The organism is Pseudochelatococcus lubricantis (genome assembly GCF_011762225.1).
Lineage (GTDB): Bacteria > Pseudomonadota > Alphaproteobacteria > Rhizobiales > Beijerinckiaceae > Pseudochelatococcus > Pseudochelatococcus lubricantis.
In genome coordinates this window covers 71,164-90,755 of the sequence record NZ_JAASQI010000007.1, presented here as the reverse complement: position 1 = coordinate 90,755, position 19,592 = coordinate 71,164, and the positions used below count along the sequence as shown (strand labels likewise).

Genomic DNA, 19,592 nt, shown 5'->3' with positions numbered 1-19,592 from the left:
CGCCGGAACGCTCGCCCCGTCAGAGGTAGCGGCGATAGTCGTAGGCGTCCGCCGTCACGGCGTCGGTTTCGGCCAGCGCCAGCATGTGCGCGTGCAGGGGCGACTTGTGGCAGGCCGGGTCGGTAGCGGCGGCGTCGCCCGCGATCGCCATCGCCTGGCAGCGGCAACCGCCCCAGTCGATCTCGCGGCGTTCGCAGCTCCGGCATAGTGCCGGCATCCAGTCCGTGCCGCGAAAGGCGTTGAAGGCGGGCGAGCCGGTCCAGATGTCCGCCAGCGCGTGCTCGCGCACGTTCCAGAAATCGAGGTGCGGGATGGTCTCCGCCGCGTGGCAGGGCAACACCTTGCCAGACGGCGAGACGTTGAGCGACTGCCGACCCCAGCCGTTCATGCAGGGCTTGGGGTATTTCGCATAATAGTCCGGCACGACGGCGTCGATGGTCAGGCGCCCCTTCAGGCGCTCCCGCGCCTCCTCCACGATGGCCAGCGCCTCAAAAACCTGCGCGCGCGTCGGCATCAGAGCGCCACGGTTGCGCAGCGCCCAACCGTAGTATTGCGCGTGGGCGATTTCGATGCGCCGCGCGTCGAGCGCGAGTGCCAGTTCGATGAAGGCGGGAATCTGGTGGATGTTTGCCCGGTGCACCACAGCATTGACGGTGAGCGGCAGGCCGAGCCTGCGCACCTCGCGGGCGACGGCAAGCTTGCGCCCATGCGCGCCGGGGAAGTTGGAGACGTGGTCGGTCGTCTGCGCATCCGCGCCCTGGAATGACAACTGGATATGGTCGATCCCGGCGTCCGCGATCGCCCGCAGGCGCTCCGGCGTGACGCCGACGCCAGCGGTGATAAGGTTGGTGTAGAGCCCGACAGCGACGCAATGGCCGATCATCAGTTCGAGATCCCGCCGCGCCGTCGGCTCGCCGCCGGACAGATGAACTTGCAGCACGCCGAGTTTGCCCGCCTCGGAGAATACGCGCAGCCACGTTTCCGTGTCGAGTTCGCCGTTGCGGCGCTCCAGCTCCACGGGATTGGAGCAATAGGGGCATTGCAGCGGGCAGCGGTGCGTCAGCTCCGCCAGCATGCCGTATGGCGCGGGCGGCGGGGGAGGGGCGGGCATCTCGCTGCGCGCCGGTGCATCCGCGAGGGCGTTCATGGTCCTGCCTCTCCTGATCCGCCGAACTCGATCAGCCCCTTCTCGACGAGCCCGGCGAGGAAGGCGCCGACATCCGCCGCGACACGCGCGCGGTCAACCGAGAAGGCGCTCGCCAGCTCGTCGACGATGAGCGAAAGAGGGCGGACGCCGTCGACTTTCCGCAGGATTTCGACACCGACGGGATCGGGCTGGAATACGCGCTCGGGCGCCAGCAGCACCCACTGCCCGCGCGCCTCGTCATGGCGCAGGCGCACGCCGCGCGCGAGCCTCGGCACCCCGCCGGCGGACAACGGGGCGCTCATCGCCTTTCTCCCGGCGCGTGGCTTTCCGTCGGCAGAAAGGCGCCGGGATAGGCCATCTTCGGGTCCACATAGGCGAAATACAGCGCGTCGAGCTGCACCCAGAGCACGTCGCACTTGAACTCCAGCGCACGGATCACCGCCTGCTGCTGTTCCGGAGTGCGCGCGTGCGTCTTCACGTAATCCAGCGCGAAATCCGCGTCGCGCGGGGCCTGCGTGAGCCGGTTGTCGAAATAGGCCAGCGTCTCGCGGGAAACGAAGTCGTAGTTCTTCAGCATGCCGGCGACGCGCTCCTCGATGATGCCGGGCGAGAACATCTCGGTCAGCGAGGAGGCGATGGCTTCGAGCAGGCTCTTCTCGCGCACGAAATGCACATAGGCCTCGACGGCGAAGCGGGTCGCCGGCAGCAGGCCAACGAGCGAGGTGACGTAGCCGCGGTCCAGCCCGAGCCCGTCCGTGAGCTTCAGCCAGCGCGCGATGCCGCCTTCGCCCGCGTGATCGCCGTCATGGTCGATGATGCGCTGGCGCCAGACGCGGCGCAGTTCCGCGTCCTCCATGCGGGCGAGGACGGAGGAATCCTTCACCGGGATCATCGCCTGATAGTAATAGCGGTTGAGCGCCCACGCCTGCACTTGCCCGAAATCGAGCCGGCCGCCGTGCAGCAGCCTGTGGAACGGATGCAGGCTGTGATAGCGCCGCGTGCCGACGTCGCGCAGCCGCGCCTCAAGTTCCTGCGGGGAGAGCAATCCGGTCATCCTGCAATCTCCATTCCGTCCCCTGCGATTTCCCAGCCCGCGCGGTTCGTCGCGTGCCTTTCTGGCGATCCCTCGACCAGCACCGGGTTGGTGTTGTTGATGTGTATGTAAATCTTGCGGCCGACGCGCAGGTCCGCGAAGGCGGCCATGGAGCCTTCCGCGCCCGACATCGCCATGTGGCCCATGCGCCGCCCGGTCTTGCTGCCGACGCCGGCGGCGATCATCTCGTCGTCGCGCCATACCGTGCCATCGAACAGCACCGCGTCCGCACCTTCGATGCGGGCGCGCAGCGTGTCGGTCATGCGTGCGCAACCGGGAATGAACAGGACGCGGCGCGTGCCGTCGCCGAGTTCGACCCCGACGGTCTGCTCGCCCTCCGCCGCCGTCTCGACCTCTCCGCGCTCCAGATAAAGCGCGACCTTGCCCGGCACGGGAAAAATTTCGGCGGTGACGCCCGCCACGGGCTCGAAGGGCACGCCGAAAGCCACGGGCCGCCGGTCGACGACGCCGGGCGCGAGAACGTCGAAGGCGCTGTTGGCGCGGATCGTGTCATGAACCGCGCCTGTCGCGTAGAGGGAAAAGGGCTGCGCTTCCCGAAGGCTCAACAGGCCGGCGATGTGGTCGATGTCGGCGTTTGTCAGCAGCACGGATTCGATCGGCGTGTGCCGGCCGCATCCGCGTGGATGCAAGGCCGGCACCGCCTGGATCTGGGACAGGACCTCCGGCGCGCAGTTCACCAGCGCCCACCGCTCGCCGTCGGCGCTAACCGCGACAGATGTCTGGGTGCGCCGACGGACGCGCGGGTCCCCCTCCCACGCCAGCGTGCAGACCGGGCAACGGCAGTTCCATTGGGGAAAGCCCCCGCCGGCTGCCGAGCCGAGCACCACGAGACGCAGATGGAACGGGTGATCGGGCATTTTCATGCCCGCACCGCTTCCTGCTTTCCTCAGGCTTCGATATCAGCCGGGAAATAGGCGTTGACCTCAAGGCCGACGCAGACTTCTACAATATACGGAGTGGTCCAGCTCATGTTATCCTCCTCGTTGGTTGAGAAATATATTTTCTTTTGTCTCTCTCATAAGAGAGAGTATTTTTACGATATTGAATGCGAATTGTAAAGCATTCAATGGCACCGTAAACTTTACAATTAGAGTGGAATTCTATCTGTCGACTTTCGCTTTCGCAACAAGAGGGCGCGCAGGCGCGTTCAGGGAAGTGCCGCGAACGCCGCTTCCATCCGTTCGGCGGCCTTCTTCGGCAGCTTCACCGCCTTTGCGGCGTCGAGATTGGCCGGCGCGTCGCCCACCCGGATCACCGCCACCATGCCCATGGCGAAATGGGGCGTGCATTTCACGCCATAGATGCCGGGCGCGGCGACGGTGAGCACGTACTCCTCGTTGACCTTGCTCTTGAAGGGCTCCACGCCGTCCGGCAACATGCCCTTGATCGCCTCGACATTGTGGCTCTTGTCCGCGGGGACGAAGCGGATCGTATCGCCCGGTTCGGCTTTCACCGCGGCGGGCTCGAATACCATGGCCCCGTCCTTGCCCTGATTGAGCATCCGGACCTCATGCTCGGCGGCAATCGCGCCGCCGGCCGCCAGCCAGGCAGCCGCAACGATCCCCAAACCTGCGCGCATCCCTTCCTCCGTCGATTGTTCGTTACCTACAGAGGACATGGAAACGCCGCCGGGAACAATGCGACCTTGGTCGCGATTTGGTCGTAGTGCCCTATCATGGCCGTGCCGGCATCGAGGCGACGCTGGCGAGGAAGGCGTCGAGCGCGGCGGCGTCGACAGGCTTGCGCATGCAGCCGATCCCTACCGCCCACGTTCCGCAGGCGGGGTCTGCCGTCAGGATGCACGTCGGCCTGTCGCCATGGCGGTCGCGCAAGGCCAGCACGGTCTCGACGCAGCGCATGCCTGTGCCGGATTGATGGTCGGACTCGTGGTCGACGAGATAGAAATCAGGCACGATGCCGATCTCGTCCAGCAGCGCCAGCGCCTCCTCGCCGCTGCCCACCTCCCATACGGCGATAGCGCGCCTTTCCAGCAGCAGGCCGATGTCGCGCCGCAGGTCGGGGTCGCTGCCGACCAGCAGTGCGATCCGGTTGCTGCCGTCGCGCGGCTCGTCGGCGATGGCCGCCATCACGTCGGGATGCAGGGCGCGGGAGGCGACGAGCCCCATCTCGACCGAGAACGACGTGCCCCGCCCGGGTTCCGACGCCAGCGACAGCCGGTGGTTGAGCAGCGCGCAGGCGCGCTCGACGATGGCGAGGCCGAGCCCCATTCCCTCCGAGGCGGAAGCCGACCCGTCCAGCCGGTGAAACTCGCGGAAAATGGCCTGCTGGTCCTCGCGTGCGATTCCAGGCCCGGTATCGTGCACCTCGATCCGCACGTTGCCCCCGATGCGCCGGGGACCGACCAACACCCGCCCCGTGCGGGTGTAGCGGATCGCGTTGCCGATCAGGTTCTGCAGGATGCGCCGCAAGTAGGCGGGATCGCTCGCCACCGTGAGACGGCAGGGGAGGATCGTCAGCCGCAGCCCCTTGCCGGCGGCGACCGGCGCGAATTCGTCCGTCAACTGCGCGAGCAGGGGCGCAAGCCTCACCGGCACGACCTCGACGGCGGATTCGCCCACCTCCAGCCGGGAGATGTCGAGCAGCGCATGCAGGATTCCCTCCACGCTGACCAGCGCATTGAGGGCCTTTTCCAGCGGGGAGCGCGTCTGCGGGTTCTGCGCGTCGTCGCGCACGGAAGCCACGAAGAGCTTTGCCGCCGACAGCGGCTGCAGCAGGTCGTGGCTCGCCGCCGCCACGAAGCGCACGCGCGATGCGTTCGCCCGCTCCGCGTCCGCCAGTGCCGCTTCCAGATCGAGCGTGCGCGCCGCGACCCGCGCCTCCAGCGAGGCGTTGGCGCGCAGCATCGCCTGCACGGCGAGCCGCTCGCGCGTGACATCGCTGAAGGAGATGACGAAGCCGCCCTCGGGCGTTTCCTGCGCGAAGCCGTCCAGGATCACGCCCGAGGGGCGGCGTATCTCGAAGGAGAGCGGCGGGCGCGGTCCGTTCCCGTGCGCCCAGACGGAAAGCGCCTCGAACGACAGGTGCTCGTCATAGACGCTGTCGTGGCCGAAACGGCGATGCAGGCTGTCGAACCCCGTCCCCTGGCGCAGCACCGCCGCCGGTACGTCGAGGAGCTGCGCGAGCCGCTGGTTCCAGCCCACGAGCCGCAGCCCGGCGTCGAAGACGCAGACGCCCTGGTTGATATGCTCCAGCGTCGCGCGGATGATGCGGGCCTGATCGTCGAGCATCTTGCCGCGCTCGATCCGCTCCAGCCGGATGATGTCGGTCACGTCGGTCTGGAACATGACCGTGCCGCCGCCGTTGATGCGCTGGGCGCTGACCTGCAGCCAGCGGTCGCCGGCAAGCGCCACGTTGAACACCTGCCTGTCGTGGTGGCGTTGCATCCGCGCCGCCACCCAGTCCCGCCGCGCCTGGCCGGGCGGCAGGGCGAGCGCGGCCGAAAGGCTGACGAGTTCCACATATTCGGAAAACGGCATGCCGGCGCGCAGGCTCTGCCGCACGTCCGGCATGTCGCGGCAGAAGCGGGAGTTGTAGAGCCGCAGTGTGTCCGCCTCGTCGAACAGCGCGAAGCCCTCCTGCACGGCTTCGATGGCGTTGGCGAGGTCGCGCTGCGCCCGTTCGGCCGTCCGCTTTGCCGTCGCGAGGCGGCCGTTGGTTTCGCCGAGAAGCCGCAGGGCGTATTCAAGATCGCGCGTCCGCTGACGCACACGGTCCTCCAGCAGCGCCGCGCGGCGGAACTGCTCGTAGGCCGCGCCGCGCTCGCCGGAAGCCTGTTCGACCTGGCGCATCAGGACTTCGGTGACGGTCAGGAGCTTTTCGACGGTGCGCTCCTGCGTGTCGGCGGGATCGATCAGCCAGTCGGAGATGCGCGCCATCAGCCGTCCTCCGGCAATGCCGTGCCCGGCGGGTAGAAGGCGATGCCCGTCATGGTGTGGTTGACGTGCATCGCACCCAGTTGCTCGCCATAGGTCGAGAATCCGGTGACGCCGTGCCGACGCAGGATGTCCGACACACGGCCCGTAAGCTGCTTCTCCTGTGCCTCAAGCCGGCGCAGGATGCAGTCGAAGGCGAGGATGGCAGCCGGCTGCGCCGGGTCGCCGAGCCGGTCGAGTTCGCGTTCCAGATGCAGCGCGAGGTCCTGCGGCTCCGCCACCGTCAGCACGACTCCTTCGTCGATGGCGCAGAAGAACAGCAGATCGCCGTTCGGCGCCACCTGCTGGATGGCGCGGACGTGATGGCGCCCGCCCATGCGCACCGCTAGCGGATGCGCGGCGAAGGTGAAGGGTGTGAGCTGCTGCCCGTCCTTGCCCAGAAGCCTGGCGTATTCCCGCGCCGCCGGCTCGTCGTTGATCCGGCGCACGATGCGGCGGCGCGGCTCGGCCAGCGTCACGACCATGCGCTTCGCGGTCGGCACCAGATGGTCGAGGTTGAATATCCGCACCGGACAGGCGCTGCGCACGAAGCTCAGCACGGCGGCGTTGCGCAGCAGCCGGTCGCCGTCCATGATCAGCGTCTGCCGGAAGCGTGTGCCGTCCCCCGCCGAGCCGCCGAAGAGCGGCATGGAGCCGAGGCCCGTGGCGAGCGCCGAGGCAAGCTCGTCCTCCTTCACCGACAGCCCGTCCACAAGCAGCATGGCGAATTCGTGCGCGAAGGCGGGATGGTCCTGGGCCAGCGCCTCGCGCGCCCGCACCACGGCGGTTGTCAGGTCGCGCGGCTCCAGTCGCGACAGGTCGGGAATGGTCAGGGTCTCGGCGCCGAAATGCGATGCGGGCAGTGCGACGGCGACGATGGTGTCCTCGTCGTAGCCGGCGCGGGAAATCTCTCCCGCCGTCGTGCAGCCGACGAGCCGCGCCCCGGTGAAAATCCGCGCGGCCTGCCCGGCGAGCCGCACGAGGTCGGCCTCGGGAGAGGCGAAGAGCATGACGAGCGCGAACGGCCCCGGCCCCAGCTCCTCGGCCAGTTCCTCGGCCGGGCGCGGCCCCCGCGCCGGCACGGAGGCACGCCGGACGATTGGCGCGCGCGCATCCGTGTGCCTTCCCGCCATGGTCATCGTCTGTTTCCCCTGAAGGCCCGCGGGATGGGCGGAATGCTCATCCCTCGGGGGTCATGGCGGCGAAGCTAGCCTCTTTCACGAACAGGACGGCCTGCATCCGTGTCTGCACGCCAAGCTTGCGCATGATCGCGGTCAGATGTGCCTTCACCGTCGTTTCGGCGATGGAAAGCTCGTAGGCGATCTGCTTGTTCATCAGGCCCTCGCAGACCATCTGCAGGATCTTCGCCTGCTGCCGCGTCAGCAACGCCAGCCGCGAGACGACCTGTTCGGACGGCGAGGCGGCTGCCATCTCCAGCGCCATGCGCGCGGCATGGATATCGCCGCGGGTGATCGCGGCGAAGGCGGCGCGGAATTCCTCGCGGTCGGCGTGCTTGGGCACGAAGGCGTTCACCCCCGCCCGCAGCGCGGCACGCACCACCCGCAATTCGTCGAGCGACGACACGACGACGATCGGCGTCGCGGGGACCGCCTTGCGCAGGCGCACCACGCCGTCGAGGCCGTTCACGTCCGGCAGGTTGAGGTCGAGCACCACGACATCCGGCAGCGGGCCGGCCTCCAGCCGCAGCAGCGCCATCTCCAGCGTGCCGACCGCCTCCACTGTCTCGATGCCGACGAGGCGCGTCAGCGTCATCGCCAGCGCGTCACAGAACAGCGGATGGTCGTCAACGATGAGCACCGAGTGCAGGTCCACCGCGACCGGCGGGGGCTCGGTGCGGGGCGCGACGGCGGTTTCGCGGAAAGTTTCATAATAGCCGGGCATCTTTTGCATACTCCGGTCGATCCTGGCCAGAAACGGGGCTAAGGGGGCAGGGCGGCCTGCCCCCGTCGCCGGGCATCAATTGGCTGCGGCCACTTCCTTCGGCAGGCGGAAGGTCCAGACCATGCCGCCCTGGTTGAGGTAGTTGACCTTCTTCGCCACCTCGCCGCCCCACAGCGGCACAGCGCCGCCCCAGCCGGAGATGACAGACACATACTGCTCGCCGCCGTGCTCCCACGTCACCGGCTGGCCGACGATGCCCGAACCGGTCTGGAACTTCCACAGCACCTCGCCCGTCTCGTCATCGAGCGCGAGGAACTCGCCCTCCGGATTGCCGGTGAACACGAGTCCGCCGGCCGTGGTCATGACGCCGCCCCACAGCGGCGCGGCGTTCTTGTACTCCCACCGGATTGCGCCGGTGTTGGGGTCGATGGCCTTCAGGCTGCCGATATAGTCCTCGAACAGCGGCTTGATGGTGAAGCCCGCGCCGAGATAGGCCGCGCCCTTCTTGTAGTTGATCGGCTCGTTCCAGATGTCCATGCCCCATTCGTTAGAGGGCACGTAGAACAGCCCGGTTTTCTGGCTGTAGGCCATCGGCATCCAGTTCTTGCCGCCGAGGAAGGACGGCACGGCGAAAACCTGCTGGCCCTTGGCGCCGTCTGCCGCCGCGGCGGGGTTGCCCGGGCGGTTCTCCTCGACGTAGATCGGGCGGCCGTCCTTGTCGATACCCTTGGCCCAGTTGATGTTCTTCACAAATGGCCAGGCATTGACGAATTTCCCGTCCTCGCGGTTCAGGATGTAGAAATAGCCGTTCCGGTCGGCGGTGGCCAACCGCTTCGCACCGTCGGCGGCGACGAAGGGCACGACCTCGTTCACGCCGTCGAAGTCCCAGCCCTCGCGCGGGGTGGTCTGGAAGTGCCACTTGATCTCGCCGTTCGCGGGGTCGATCCCGAGGCGGGTCGCGGCATAGAGGTTGTCGCCCTTGTTGCCCTCGACAGGTGTGCCGGCGCCGCGCAGGTGGCTGTTCCAGGGGGAGGGGTTGCCGGCTCCGAAGATCAGGGTGTCGGTATCCGCGTCATAGGAGCCGCCGAGCCAGGTTGCCCCGCCGCCGGTTTTCCAGGCGTCGCCCGGCCAGGTGGCGTTGAGCGTGCCGGTCATGCTCGATTCCTTGCCCTGAAAAGTGCCCTTGTGGCCCTCGATGGTCGGGCGGGACCAGACCAGTTCGCCGGTGTTGGCGTCGCGCGCCTGCACCTCGCCCACGACGCCGAATTCGCCGCCCGAGTTGCCGGTGATGATGAGGCCCTTCACGATGAGCGGCGCGGCGGTGTAGGAATAGCCTTCCTTGTACTCTGCGAGCTTCTTGTTCCAGACCACACGCCCCGTCTTGCGGTTCAGCGCGATCAGCCGCGCGTCCAGCGTGCCGAAGTAGACGTTGTCGCCATAGATGGCGGCGCCCCGGTTCACCACGTCGCAGCAAGGCAGGATGCCCTCGGGCAGCCGGGCGTCGTACTGCCAGAGTTCTTTCCCGGTTGCGATGTCGATGGCGAAGATGCGGCTGTAGGAACCGGTGATGTACATCACGCCGTCGTGGATGATCGGCTGGCTCTCCTGTCCGCGCTGCTTCTCCCCGCCGAGGCTGAAGGCCCAGGCCGGTACGAGCTTCTGCACGTTGTTTCTGTTCAGCGTCTTCAGCGGCGAGTAGCGCTGCAGCCCGCGGCCGAGGCCGTTCGTCAGCACGTCGCCGACGGTGTCGGCGTCCTTCGCCAGATCTTCTTCCGTCACCTGCGCCTGCGCCAGCCCGACGCAAGCCACGGCCGTGACCGCGGCCAGCATGATTCTTCTCATTTGTTTCCTCCCTCTACGGCACGGGCAGCCGGGGTTTCGCCGCCGGCGGCCAGCCATCTCCTTCTCATTACTTTCTCATTATTGGTGCGCGCGGGGCGACGGTATATTGCACCTTGGTCGTAACATCGGACAACGGCCGTGCCTCCGCTCCAACCCGGACCTTGGTCGTATATGCGGCTACGGTGACGCGATTAGAGTAAACTGAAAAGGGAGAAATTGTCATGGGCATCCGGGCGTTTGCCGCGGCAGCGGGGTCCGCGCGGCTCGTCTCCGGCGCCGACGGCGCATCGCTGCTATAGCCGCGCCTCAAGCCTTGCGCGCGGCGAGGCCGCGGGCGGGGTCGTAGCCCCATATCGCGCCCCCGCCGAAGACGGCGAGCGCTCCGAGCGTGACCGCGCCCGCAAGCCAGTTCGCCTGCCCGTGGAGCGCGAAGCGGATCAGCTCCACCGCATGGGTGAAAGGGTTGGCGACGCAGACGTCGCGCAGCAGCATCGATGCTTCCGCCATCTTCCACAGCGGATAGAGCGCCGAGGACAGGAAGAACATCGGGAAGATGACGAAATTCATCACCCCGGCGAAGTTTTCGAGCTGCCTGATCAGCGAGGACAGCAACAGGCCGAGCGCCCCCAGCATGAGCGCGGCGGCGAAAATCGCCGGCAAGGCCCCCAGGTAGCCCCACCATGTGAAGCGCACGCCCCATGCAGCCGCCACGGCGAGGAAGGCGTAGGCCTGCAAAACGGAGATCAGGCTGCCCGCGACGAGCTTGCAGAACAGCAGCCACCAGCGCGGCAGCGGCGCCGTCAGCAGCAGGCGCATCGAGCCCATCTCGCGGTCGTAGACGAGGCTCAGCGACGACTGCATGCCGTTGAACAGCAGGATCATGCCGACGAGGCCGGGAACGATGTAGATTTCGTAGGTGATGTAGGTCTGGTAGGGCGGGGTGATCGAAAGTCCCAGCGCCGCGCGGAAGCCGGAGGCGAAGACGATGAGCCAGACGAGCGGCCGCACCAGCGCGGCGACGAGCCGCCCGCGCTGGCCAAGGAAGCGCAAGGCCTCGCGGTGGAGGATGGCGCAAAGCGCCACGAGCGCATGCCGGGCGGCTTTACTTGCGGAGATGTCCGGTGGCGAACCCGTCATGCCTGTGCTCCATCGGTGAGGGCAAGGAACCGGGCGGTGAGATCCGCGCCGCCGATCTCCCCCGCCTCGCCGTCGGCAAGGACGCGGCCGCGATGCAGGATCGCGAGCCGGTCGTCGGCCCGCACCTCGTCCACGAGATGCGTGGCCCAGAGCACGGTGAGCCCGTCGTCGCGGGCGAGCGCGTGAACGTGATCGGTGATCGCCCGGCGCGAGGCTGCGTCGAGGCCCACGGTCGGTTCGTCGAGCAGCAGAACGGAGGGCCGGTGGATCAGGGCGCGCGCGATCTCCATGCGTCGCCGGTGGCCGCCGTTGAGCGCGGCCGCCCGCTCATGGGCACGCTCGGCCATGCCGAGCCGCTCCAGCGCCGCAGTGATGCGCATGCCGGCCTCGCGGCCGGAAAGCCCGTGCAGCGCCGCGAAATAGAGCAGGTTGCGCCGCACCGTGAGGTCGAGGTCGAGCGTCGATTGCTGGAACACGACGCCGATGCGCGCCAGCGCGGCGCGCGGCTCGCAGGCGAGGTCGTGGCCCGCGATGACGATGCGGCCCGCGCGCGGCGTGAACAGCCGCGTGAGCAGGCCGAACAGCGTGGATTTTCCCGCGCCGTTCGGCCCGAGCAGCGCGCAGAACCGGCCGGGTTCAACGCGAAAGCCGACATTGTCCAGGGCGCGCCTGCTGCCCCAGTCGTGTGTCAGTCCCTCGGCCACGAGCCCGGCCATGATGCGCCTATTCGATGGTGATGGCGACGGTCTGCAGGTCGCCCGTCGTGCCCGGCACCTTGAGGTGGTAGCTGCCCGGCTTGACGGCGACGAAGCTGATCTCGGCCTCGCCGGCCTCGTCGAACTCCAGCGAGTCGACGCCGAGCGGGCGAACCTCGATCCCCTCGATGACGATCTCGTTGACCCAGACCGCGCGGAAGAAGCCGGGGCCTTCGAGCGCGAGTTCCTGGCTGCCGTCCGCCTCGATCGTCAGCTTGTAGTACTTGCCGGATTTCAGCGTCATCGGCTTCTCCGCCAGCGGCGCGCCGGCGGAAAGGGTGAGCTTCGGCAGGGTCTCGCGGTTCTGCGCCGACAACAGGCCCGCGAGGCCGAGCTTGCCATTGGCGCCATCGTCGTCGCCGTCCGCCAGCGCCGCGAGCGGCATCGCCGCCGCGAGCAGGGCCGCGATCATCGTCATGCGTTTCATCCAGTCCTCCCTTCGTTCAGTTATGCTTATGGCCTCGTCGCCGCGCCCCATGGGAAACGGCCGACCTTGATCGATTTCAGCGGCTCGCGCGTCGCGACATCGACCACCGTCACGTCGCCGGAAACACCGTTCGTGGTGAAGAGCCTGCTGTGGTCGGGCGAGAAGGCCAGGTGCCACACCCGGCGGCCGACGAGGATGTAGTCTTCCACCTCAAGTGTCTCGGCATTGACCACGGCGACGTGGTTCGCCGGGCCAAGGGCCACGAAGGCAGTCTTTCCATCGGGCGTGAACTCGAAGCCCACGGGCTGGATGAGGTCCGCGTTCACGCCCTTGATGGCGAAACGGATTTTGCCCTTTTCGCTCTGGTCCGCGACGTTGAAGACGGTGACCGTGCCGCCGATTTCGGAGGACACCCACAGCTCGCGCCCGCCCTTCGTGAACTCCGCGTGGCGGGGGCGGCTGTCGACAAGCGTGTTGGCGAAGACCTTGTGGGTGGCCGTGTCGATCCAGTGGGCCATGTTCGTCGTCTCGGAGGTGGTGATGGCGATCTTGCCATCGGGCGAGATCGCCATGCCTTCGGGCTCGATGCCGACATCGATCTGCGCCACGACCTGGCGGGTCTCGACATCGACGACCGTCGTCACCGCGTTGTCCTCGTTGGCGATCCACAGATGCCGGTCGTCGGGCGCGAGCACGAACTGTTCCGGGTCCTCGCCCGACGGCAGCTCGTGCAGGATCTTGCCGGTCTCCGGGTCCATCACCTGCACGGTGTCGCTGTCGGAGGCGCAGATGTAGACGCGGCTGTGGTCGGCGTTGAAGGTGATGCCGCGCGGGCGCTCGCCCGTCGGGATCGTGCGGACGACTTCGAGCCTTTCCGTATCGATGACGGAGATGTTGTCGTCCTTCTCGTTGGTGACCCAGATTTCCCCGGCCGAGGCTTCCATCGGCAGCGCGGTCATCATGAGGATTGCGGCAAGGCGGGTGCGGGGGCCCATATCATCCTCCAAAGGCTTTGCAGGCGCTTTCCGGCCGGTCGAGGCCAAGCGTGTCCATCTCGTTGGTCTGGTGCAGGTAGCCGTCGAGCGGCGCGAGTTCGACCAGCGCGCGGGCGTTCACCACAGCCATCGGCTGGCGCAACTGGCCGTTCCACTGCCTGTAGGTCAGCGTCCGGCCCTTGAAGCCGTCGAGACCGAAGGCGTTCGACAGGATGTAGCCGCGCAGTGCGGCCGGATCGGCCGAGCCGGTGCGGGTCACCGCTTCGCCGACAGTGCGCAGCGCCGTCCAGGCGGCATAGTCGCGGCTGCGCATCTCGCGCTTCGCGGCCTTCTCGAAGCGGTTCTGTAGCTGCACAGCGGCCCATTGCTCAAGCACCGGCGCCCAGCCCTCGCTGCGCAGCCCGTCCGAACCCGCGACGGGCCGTGGAAGCCAGGTGTTGTGCTCCACATAGCGGGCGAAGTCGTCGGCCTCGTCCGCGACGAGGAGCACGTGATGGTCGGGGAAGTCTTGCGTGAACAGCGGAATTTCCTGCCCGGCCGCCCGGCGCAGGTCGGTGTTGAAGGTCCATTCCTTCTCGGCCAGTATCGCCACGCCGAACTTGACGGCCGAGGCGCGCAGCGTGTCGGCGAAGGCCCGGTCCTGCGGCTTCGGCCCCACGATCAGCGCGGTCCGCGTCCAGCGCCGTGCCTTCAGCACCTGCATCAGCGCGTCGGCGCGCATCGCGTCCTCGGGGATCGTGTGCAGCAGGTTCGCCCGGCAGTCGCCATCGCGCAGCCGCCGCTCGCCCGAGGCCACGTTGAAGATGAGCTTGCCCGCCGCCTCCGGCAGGTCCGCGATCTTCAGGATGTCGTTGGCCGGCGCGTCGAGCAGCAGGAAGGAAGCGGCCGCGAGCGCCGTCTTCGCCGCCCCGGCGAGGTCGCCGCCCGGCGCAACCGACACCACATCCAGGCTGTAGAGGTGGCCGAGAAAACGCCCGGTGGTTTTCGTGTCGGTCAGCGCGACCTCGGCGCCGGCGATGCCAAGATCCTCAGGCACGGGGTCGAGGTTCGAGAGAACGGGAGGCGCTTCCACCTCCTGGCGCAGATAGGTGAGGGAGATGGCAATCTCCGCCGAGGCGTTCGTTCCGAAGGCTGCCGTTCCGAGCGCGGCGACCCAGGCCGCAGCGAGCAGGCAGGCCCTTCCGGCCCCCCGCATGCAGGCTTTCCGCATTATGATTTCCTCCCCTTCTCAAAGAATAGGAGCGGACACTTGCGGGGTGAAATACGACCAAGGTCCTATGCAGATCGCGACCAAGGTCGCATATCGCGCGTGCGCCGCGTGGCTCTACACCTTGAAATAAGTAAAAAGCACGTTTGAAAAGACACAGGTGGAGGAAAGATGTCCAGGAACCACATGCGCGGCGGCATCGCCGCACTGGCGCTTCTCGCGACGGTCAGCATGGTCGTCGCCCACGGCGATGTGGCGCCGCAGCCGGTGAACACGGACGCCCTGCCCGAAGTGGGCGAGGAATGGCTGACCGAAAACCCCTACCGGGAGGGCAAGGCCGGCCATGATGTCTGGCTGAGGGCTGTCGAGGCCGGGGCTTCGGGTTTCACGCAGAACTGCGCGCGCTGCCACGGGCTGGGCGCGGTTTCCGGCGGCCTCGCGCCCGACCTGCGTTTCATCGAGGCCGAGGAAGTCGGCGACGAGTGGTTCGTCGACCGCTTCCGCCACGGCTATACGCAGGACGGCGTCACCAAGATGCCCGCTTTCGGCGACGTTCTCGGCCAGAAAGCGGCCTGGGCGATCCGCACCTATATCGAGACCCGGCCGGAGGATGGCGCGGTGGACGCCCACTCGGACCGGCTGCACGCGATCCGCAACGAACTGGCTTCCGGCCAGGTGGCCGACCCGGCGGCGCTGAAGACGGAGCTTGAGGGGATCGCCAGCGAGATCAAGACCGCGTCGGGGGCGCCGGTGGCCGACAGCGTGGCCTATGAGGCGGCGCGCGTTCTGGCGGATGCGCCCGATAGCTGGAAGCGGGCCGGTGAAATCCTGACCGTGGGGCTTTCGGCGACGGAGTAAGGCATGGCCCGGTTCCTGTCCGCGCTGCCGGCGGCCATTCTGGCGTTTGCGCTCGGCGCCGTCCTCCCCGGCGGCGCCTTCGCGCGCTGCGAGGATTTTACGCCCCAACCCAAGCCGCAGAACACGTTCGCGCAGGATGTGGGGCGCACGTTCGACCGCATCGTCGACGAGGGCTGGATCGAGTTCGCCGTCTATGAGGATTTCCGCCCCTGGTCGTGGGAGGAAGGCGGCAAGGCACGGGGCGTCGATGTCGAAATCGGCCGCCTCATCGCCGCCGAACTCAAGGTCGAGCCGCGCTTCCGGCTGGTGCAGGCGGGGGAGAACCTCGACGCCGACCTGCTGAATTACGTCTGGAAGGGCGCAGCCGTCGGCGGGCGCGTCAGCGACGTGATGCTGCACGTGCCCTATGACAGTCTGCTGACCTGCCGGATCGAGCAGGTGGTGTTTACCGGCCAGTATGCGACCGAAGCCATCGCGATTGCCTACAGCGCTGCGGAATACCCCGAAAAGGGGCCGACGGCGCCCTTCTTCCGCTATGATCCTGTGGCGGTGGAGAACGACTCCATCTCGGATTTCTACCTCACATCGCTGATCGGCCCGGTGGACAAGATTCACCGCTTCCGCAGCACGCCCGTCGCCGTCGATGCACTTGCGACGGGGGAGGCCAGGGCAGCCATGGGGCCGCGCGCCGAGCTGCAGGCGGGGATGGCGCGGCATCCGGAAGCCGGCATCAAGATGCACGAGCCGCCGCTTGTCGGCTTTTCCCGGAGCCGGTGGACCGTGGGCGTCGGCGTCAACTTCCAGCACCGCGACCTCGCCTATGCGGTCGACGCGGCCATCGAGGCGGCGCTGGCGGACGGGCGCATCGCTGCCATTTTCGCGCGGCACGGGCTGACTTTCGAGCCGCCGCAACGCTGACATCCACGTTTCAATTCCACTATCTTGAGCGGATTCTTGGCAGCCAGATAATTGCGCTTGATCGGCAAGCGCTCAGAACGTCGTCACATCGCCCGAAAAGCTTGCCGCCGTGACGGCCGAGACTTCCGGAAGCCGCGCCAGCGCCGTGCGGATCGCGGGCGCGTCCATCAGGCAGAAGGCGGTGGAAAGCCCGTCCGCTAGCGCCGCGCTGGCCGCCTGCACCGAGACCGTGGACCACACCGGCCGCTGTCCCGCCGGGCCGAGGATGTGGAAGGCGCCTCCGAGCCGCATCGCGCCGGGGCTCGATGTGGCGATAGCATCTCCCAGAATATCGTGGATGGCGATCTGGCCGAGTTCCGGATCGTCGACACCGATCCGGAACGGGCCGGAAAGGGCGGCGAACTCGCCCATGTCGACGAGGACGCGCCCATAGCCCGCCGCGTGCAGCGTCTCGCGCACCCGGTCGGCGGCGTAGCCCTGCGCGAGGCCGTTGAGCGTCAGCGCCTGACCGGTGCCGAGGATGACGGGCGGACCGGGGCGCACCCGTTCCCAGCCGATCCGGGCGCGGGCGGAAGCGGGATCGGCGCCCTCCGCCAGCGCCTGCCACAGCGGCTGGACGGTCGCGTCGAATGCACCTGCCGTGGCGGCATGCACGCGCCCGGCGAGTGCCAGCAGATCACGCAATGCTGGCGGCGGATCGTCGAGGCGGCCGGCGCGGTTGAGCCGCGAGAGCCCGGATTCCGGGCGGAAGAGGCTCGCTGCCGCCTCCACCTCCTCGATGGTCGCGGCGATGGCCCGCGCGGTCTCCGTCGCGAGCGCGCGGGGGCCGCGCAGGTCGACGCGCACCAGGCCGCCCAGCGCCGGCGCCTGCCAGGTGATCACTTCCGCCCGCGCCGGCGCGGCGAGAAAGGCGGCGCCAATGGCCATGAAACGGCGGCGGTTCATCATATTGCGGCCTCCCGCGCCCGCGCGGGGCGTCCCTTCTGCCGGGCCCTTGCCGCCAGCACCAGCGGGACGCATTGCTTCGCGTCGTCGTGGATCGTTACGCAGTCGAGGCACTGGAAGCATTCGGAATAGGCGATCCTGCCCGATTTCGCGATGGCGCCGTAGCGGCAGCGTGCCTTGCAGAGCTGGCACGGCGAGCCGCACTCGGTCCGACGGGGGATCCAGTCGCGCAGCCGCAGCCAGCCGCCGATCGCCATCAGCGCCCCGAGCGGGCAGACGTAGCGGCAGAAGCCCTTGAAGGTCACCATGCCCAGCACCAGCCAGAAGGCCGCATAGGCGACATAGTACCATTCGCGCTGGAAGGCGGTGGTGACGGCCGTCTTGAACGGCTCGATCTCTGCAGCCTTCTCTGCCTCGCCCGGCAGCAGGAAAGCCGTGGCGACGAGGCCGGCGAGCGCGACATACTTCCCCGCCTTCAACCGCCCGTCCCAGCGGGGCGAGGGATTGCGCTCGGGCAGGCGCAGCAACCGGCCGGCGCGATGGGCGAACTCCTGCATCGCCCCGAAGGGGCACAGCCAGCCGCAGAACAGCCCGCGGCCCCAGAGCACGAAGCCGAGAATGGCAGCCGCCCACACCATCAGCGAGAATGGATCGTAGAGCAGCACGGCGAAGGAGCCGCCGCCGATGGCCGCGCGCAGCGCCGCGAGCACGGTGACGATGGAGAGCTGACCCTGCCCCCACCAGCCGACGAAGCCGATCACCACCGCCAGCACCGCGAGCCGCAGCAGGCCGAAGTGCGGCAGCGCGGCCAGCCGGCGCATCGCCGGGCCGAGCGCCACGAGCAGCGGCAACAGCAGAAGGGCGAGCGCCACGAGATCGTATTTGCGGCCGAGCATCGCCTCCTGCCACGGCGGCAGGGCCGGAGCCCCGCCGACGCGCGTATAGAAGCGGGCATCGGCACGCAGCACGAGCGGGAAACTCCGGGTGCCGGTTTGCGGCTGCAGCATGCCGTGGGCGCGCACGGCCTGCGCGGACAGCGTCCAGTCGCGCGTCGGGTCGAAGCCCAGCCGGCGGTCGATGCGCAGGATCATGGTCTTGCCCTCCGGCACACCCGGGCGCGTCGCGACAGCGAGATCGGCATCGCGCAGCGCGACGGGCAGCCCGCCCTGTTCCGCCAGCAGCCGGTCTGGCGCGGTGTTGCGCACGAAGTCGTCGGAGACGAGGCCATGGCGACCCGCGTCGATCAGCAGCAGCGGCTCGTCGTCGCCGGAGACATCAAGGAAGCGTTGAAGCTCGGCGAGGCTCGCGTCGTCCAGCACGGCGCGGGCGACGGCCGGTGGCCCGATGTCCACCGCCCAAAGATCGAGGTAGAGCGCGCCGGGATCGGCCGAGGCGTCGGGATCGTCGTCGGCCCAGACAGTGCCAGCGAAGGCGGCGTCGAGTTCGGCGTTAGTCACGCGCAGATTTATGGCAAGCCCTTGCCTGATCAGCGCCTGCCAGTCGAGCGTCTCGTCCACCGAGGGATCGGGACGCACGGGCGTGGCGCCGCCGATGCCCGCCATCTTCTCGCGGGCCACCGCGAAGGCGGCGGCCATGATCGAGTCGTGCGCGATGCGCACCGAGGCAGTTGCCTTGCTCACGCCGTCGAGATGGACCTGTCCCGCGCCCGCGCCGCCCGTGCCATAGGGCGTGCCGACGACCAGGGACTCGCGGATCGAGCGGCCACGATATTGCTCCAGAAAGGCACGAAACGGCGCTTCGCCCAACCCTGAGACGAAGATCGGCTCGTTGTGCGAGATGAGCCGCACGTCGAGAAAGCGGCCGCCGGGATCGAGCATCACCAGCATGTCGATCGGCGCGCCGGAAAAGCCCGGCAGCGGGGCAAGCGGGCCGGTCTGGAACACGTAGCCCGCTTCCGCGCCGCCCGAGTTCAGCAGGCTCCACACGCCCTTGTCATTTACCGGTTCGCCGAGCGCATAGGGCGGCACGATCATCGGCTCCAGCGCCTCGCGCGGCAGCGGGCCGGGCACGTCGGCCATGGCGGGCAGCAATGCGCCGTGCAGCGCAACAGCCCACAGCGCGAACGCCTGCGCGGCCAGCCGGACCGCCAGTCTCCTCCACATCGGCCGGTTCCTCCCAGGGAACGTTTCGGGACCGGTTCTTTTCGCGCCGGCTCTCCCTATGGAACGATAGGCCGGAAGCGCCGGACGCGACATACGACCAAGGTCGCGGGGGCAGGGGGCCGATGCGGAGGCGCTGACCCGCGTGAGGCCTGCTTCATGAACGAAGTGCCCGGACGATCTGTCGAGCGTTGCCGCCAACCGATGCGCATTTGCAACACGATCCGGAATTTCTCATTAATAACGATCTGGTGACCGTCGACGGGGATGGTGTAAGCCGAGGCGTCACGCGA

17 protein-coding genes and 1 pseudogene are annotated in these 19,592 nt (G+C 68.0%); 2 read left to right on the top strand and 16 right to left on the bottom strand.

The features are described 5' to 3' along the window. Window positions 1–19 precede the first annotated feature (19 nt). The 14 genes and pseudogenes from pqqE to FHS82_RS14490 all read right to left on the bottom strand — a co-directional run bounded on the left by pqqE (window position 20) and on the right by FHS82_RS14490 (window position 14,446). A complete protein-coding gene (gene pqqE / locus FHS82_RS14560; protein ID WP_208394275.1) occupies window positions 20–1,111 on the bottom strand; it encodes a pyrroloquinoline quinone biosynthesis protein PqqE in 1,092 nt (363 codons plus the stop codon). A 32-nt stretch (window positions 1,112–1,143) separates the two neighbouring features. After that, window positions 1,144–2,201, bottom strand: a pseudogene (pqqC, locus tag FHS82_RS14550) (pyrroloquinoline-quinone synthase PqqC). Next, window positions 2,198–3,097 carry a pyrroloquinoline quinone biosynthesis protein PqqB gene (pqqB, locus tag FHS82_RS14545; protein ID WP_166954481.1) on the bottom strand — a complete coding sequence of 300 codons (900 nt, stop codon included), beginning with the start codon at window positions 3,095–3,097 and terminating at the stop codon, window positions 2,198–2,200. Before pqqB ends, pqqC begins: the two are co-directional and overlap by 4 nt. Window positions 3,098–3,147: 50 nt before the next feature. Beyond that, complete coding sequence (gene pqqA / locus FHS82_RS14540) at window positions 3,148–3,231, bottom strand: pyrroloquinoline quinone precursor peptide PqqA (RefSeq protein WP_166954478.1); 84 nt, start codon at window positions 3,229–3,231, stop codon at window positions 3,148–3,150. 177 nt (window positions 3,232–3,408) lie between these two features. Beyond that, window positions 3,409–3,840 carry a pseudoazurin gene (locus FHS82_RS14535; protein WP_166954102.1) on the bottom strand — a complete coding sequence of 144 codons (432 nt, stop codon included), beginning with the start codon at window positions 3,838–3,840 and terminating at the stop codon, window positions 3,409–3,411. A 94-nt stretch (window positions 3,841–3,934) separates the two neighbouring features. Beyond that, window positions 3,935–6,157, bottom strand: coding sequence for a PAS-domain containing protein (locus FHS82_RS14530; RefSeq protein WP_208394263.1), 2,223 nt, complete (start codon window positions 6,155–6,157; stop codon window positions 3,935–3,937). Then, window positions 6,157–7,332, bottom strand: a complete 1,176-nt coding sequence (locus FHS82_RS14525) for an FIST signal transduction protein (protein ID WP_166954100.1) — start codon at window positions 7,330–7,332, stop codon at window positions 6,157–6,159. The genes FHS82_RS14530 and FHS82_RS14525 overlap by 1 nt, the downstream gene beginning before the upstream one ends. A gap of 40 nt (window positions 7,333–7,372) precedes the next feature. Beyond that, entirely contained in the window at window positions 7,373–8,095 is a 723-nt protein-coding gene (locus FHS82_RS14520) for a response regulator transcription factor (RefSeq protein WP_166954474.1), read from the bottom strand. Window positions 8,096–8,170: 75 nt separating this feature from the next. After that, window positions 8,171–9,937 carry a PQQ-dependent methanol/ethanol family dehydrogenase gene (locus tag FHS82_RS14515; RefSeq protein ID WP_166954098.1) on the bottom strand — a complete coding sequence of 589 codons (1,767 nt, stop codon included), beginning with the start codon at window positions 9,935–9,937 and terminating at the stop codon, window positions 8,171–8,173. Between the two features lie 306 nt (window positions 9,938–10,243). After that, entirely contained in the window at window positions 10,244–11,074 is an 831-nt protein-coding gene (locus FHS82_RS14510) for an ABC transporter permease (RefSeq protein ID WP_166954096.1), read from the bottom strand. Continuing rightward, entirely contained in the window at window positions 11,071–11,790 is a 720-nt protein-coding gene (locus tag FHS82_RS14505) for an ABC transporter ATP-binding protein (protein ID WP_166954094.1), read from the bottom strand. The genes FHS82_RS14510 and FHS82_RS14505 overlap by 4 nt, the downstream gene beginning before the upstream one ends. Window positions 11,791–11,797: 7 nt before the next feature. Then, complete coding sequence (locus FHS82_RS14500; protein ID WP_166954092.1) at window positions 11,798–12,256, bottom strand: cupredoxin domain-containing protein; 459 nt, start codon at window positions 12,254–12,256, stop codon at window positions 11,798–11,800. A gap of 26 nt (window positions 12,257–12,282) precedes the next feature. Continuing rightward, the gene (locus FHS82_RS14495) at window positions 12,283–13,251 is read right to left on the bottom strand and encodes a YVTN family beta-propeller repeat protein (RefSeq protein WP_166954090.1); all 969 of its coding nucleotides are present in this window, start codon (window positions 13,249–13,251) and stop codon (window positions 12,283–12,285) included. Window position 13,252: 1 nt separating this feature from the next. Then, window positions 13,253–14,446 (bottom strand): ABC transporter substrate-binding protein, encoded by a 1,194-nt coding sequence (locus tag FHS82_RS14490; RefSeq protein WP_166954089.1) that lies wholly within the window; start codon window positions 14,444–14,446, stop codon window positions 13,253–13,255. A 183-nt stretch (window positions 14,447–14,629) separates the two neighbouring features. Here FHS82_RS14490 and pedF point away from each other — a divergent pair, with 183 nt between their 5' ends. Together pedF and FHS82_RS14480 are read left to right on the top strand one after the other, a co-directional pair. Next, window positions 14,630–15,316, top strand: coding sequence for a cytochrome c-550 PedF (pedF, locus tag FHS82_RS14485; protein WP_166954087.1), 687 nt, complete (start codon window positions 14,630–14,632; stop codon window positions 15,314–15,316). 3 nt (window positions 15,317–15,319) lie between these two features. Beyond that, window positions 15,320–16,234 (top strand): substrate-binding periplasmic protein, encoded by a 915-nt coding sequence (locus tag FHS82_RS14480; protein ID WP_166954085.1) that lies wholly within the window; start codon window positions 15,320–15,322, stop codon window positions 16,232–16,234. A gap of 72 nt (window positions 16,235–16,306) precedes the next feature. Here the strand turns inward: FHS82_RS14480 and FHS82_RS14475 are convergent, their stop codons facing one another. After that, on the bottom strand, window positions 16,307–17,179 hold the full coding sequence (locus FHS82_RS14475; RefSeq protein ID WP_208394262.1) for an FAD:protein FMN transferase: 873 nt from the start codon (window positions 17,177–17,179) through the stop codon (window positions 16,307–16,309). Continuing rightward, window positions 17,179–19,302 carry a 4Fe-4S binding protein gene (locus tag FHS82_RS14470; RefSeq protein WP_208394261.1) on the bottom strand — a complete coding sequence of 708 codons (2,124 nt, stop codon included), beginning with the start codon at window positions 19,300–19,302 and terminating at the stop codon, window positions 17,179–17,181. The genes FHS82_RS14475 and FHS82_RS14470 overlap by 1 nt, the downstream gene beginning before the upstream one ends. Window positions 19,303–19,592 lie beyond the last annotated feature (290 nt).

Bases quoted from the DNA above. Each gene is read 5' to 3' on its own strand.
- pqqE (WP_208394275.1), bottom strand. From the start codon at position 1,111: ATGCCCGCCCCTCCCCCGCCGCCCGCGCCATACGGCATGCTGGCGGAG.
- pqqA (WP_166954478.1), bottom strand. From the start codon at position 3,231: ATGAGCTGGACCACTCCGTATATTGTAGAAGTCTGCGTCGGCCTTGAG.
- FHS82_RS14535 (WP_166954102.1), bottom strand. From the start codon at position 3,840: ATGCGCGCAGGTTTGGGGATCGTTGCGGCTGCCTGGCTGGCGGCCGGC.
- FHS82_RS14530 (WP_208394263.1), bottom strand. From the start codon at position 6,157: ATGGCGCGCATCTCCGACTGGCTGATCGATCCCGCCGACACGCAGGAG.
- FHS82_RS14525 (WP_166954100.1), bottom strand. From the start codon at position 7,332: ATGACCATGGCGGGAAGGCACACGGATGCGCGCGCGCCAATCGTCCGG.
- FHS82_RS14520 (WP_166954474.1), bottom strand. From the start codon at position 8,095: ATGCCCGGCTATTATGAAACTTTCCGCGAAACCGCCGTCGCGCCCCGC.
- FHS82_RS14515 (WP_166954098.1), bottom strand. From the start codon at position 9,937: ATGAGAAGAATCATGCTGGCCGCGGTCACGGCCGTGGCTTGCGTCGGG.
- FHS82_RS14510 (WP_166954096.1), bottom strand. From the start codon at position 11,074: ATGACGGGTTCGCCACCGGACATCTCCGCAAGTAAAGCCGCCCGGCAT.
- FHS82_RS14505 (WP_166954094.1), bottom strand. From the start codon at position 11,790: ATGGCCGGGCTCGTGGCCGAGGGACTGACACACGACTGGGGCAGCAGG.
- FHS82_RS14500 (WP_166954092.1), bottom strand. From the start codon at position 12,256: ATGAAACGCATGACGATGATCGCGGCCCTGCTCGCGGCGGCGATGCCG.
- FHS82_RS14495 (WP_166954090.1), bottom strand. From the start codon at position 13,251: ATGGGCCCCCGCACCCGCCTTGCCGCAATCCTCATGATGACCGCGCTG.
- FHS82_RS14490 (WP_166954089.1), bottom strand. From the start codon at position 14,446: ATGCGGGGGGCCGGAAGGGCCTGCCTGCTCGCTGCGGCCTGGGTCGCC.
- pedF (WP_166954087.1), top strand. From the start codon at position 14,630: ATGTCCAGGAACCACATGCGCGGCGGCATCGCCGCACTGGCGCTTCTC.
- FHS82_RS14480 (WP_166954085.1), top strand. From the start codon at position 15,320: ATGGCCCGGTTCCTGTCCGCGCTGCCGGCGGCCATTCTGGCGTTTGCG.
- FHS82_RS14475 (WP_208394262.1), bottom strand. From the start codon at position 17,179: ATGAACCGCCGCCGTTTCATGGCCATTGGCGCCGCCTTTCTCGCCGCG.
- FHS82_RS14470 (WP_208394261.1), bottom strand. From the start codon at position 19,302: ATGTGGAGGAGACTGGCGGTCCGGCTGGCCGCGCAGGCGTTCGCGCTG.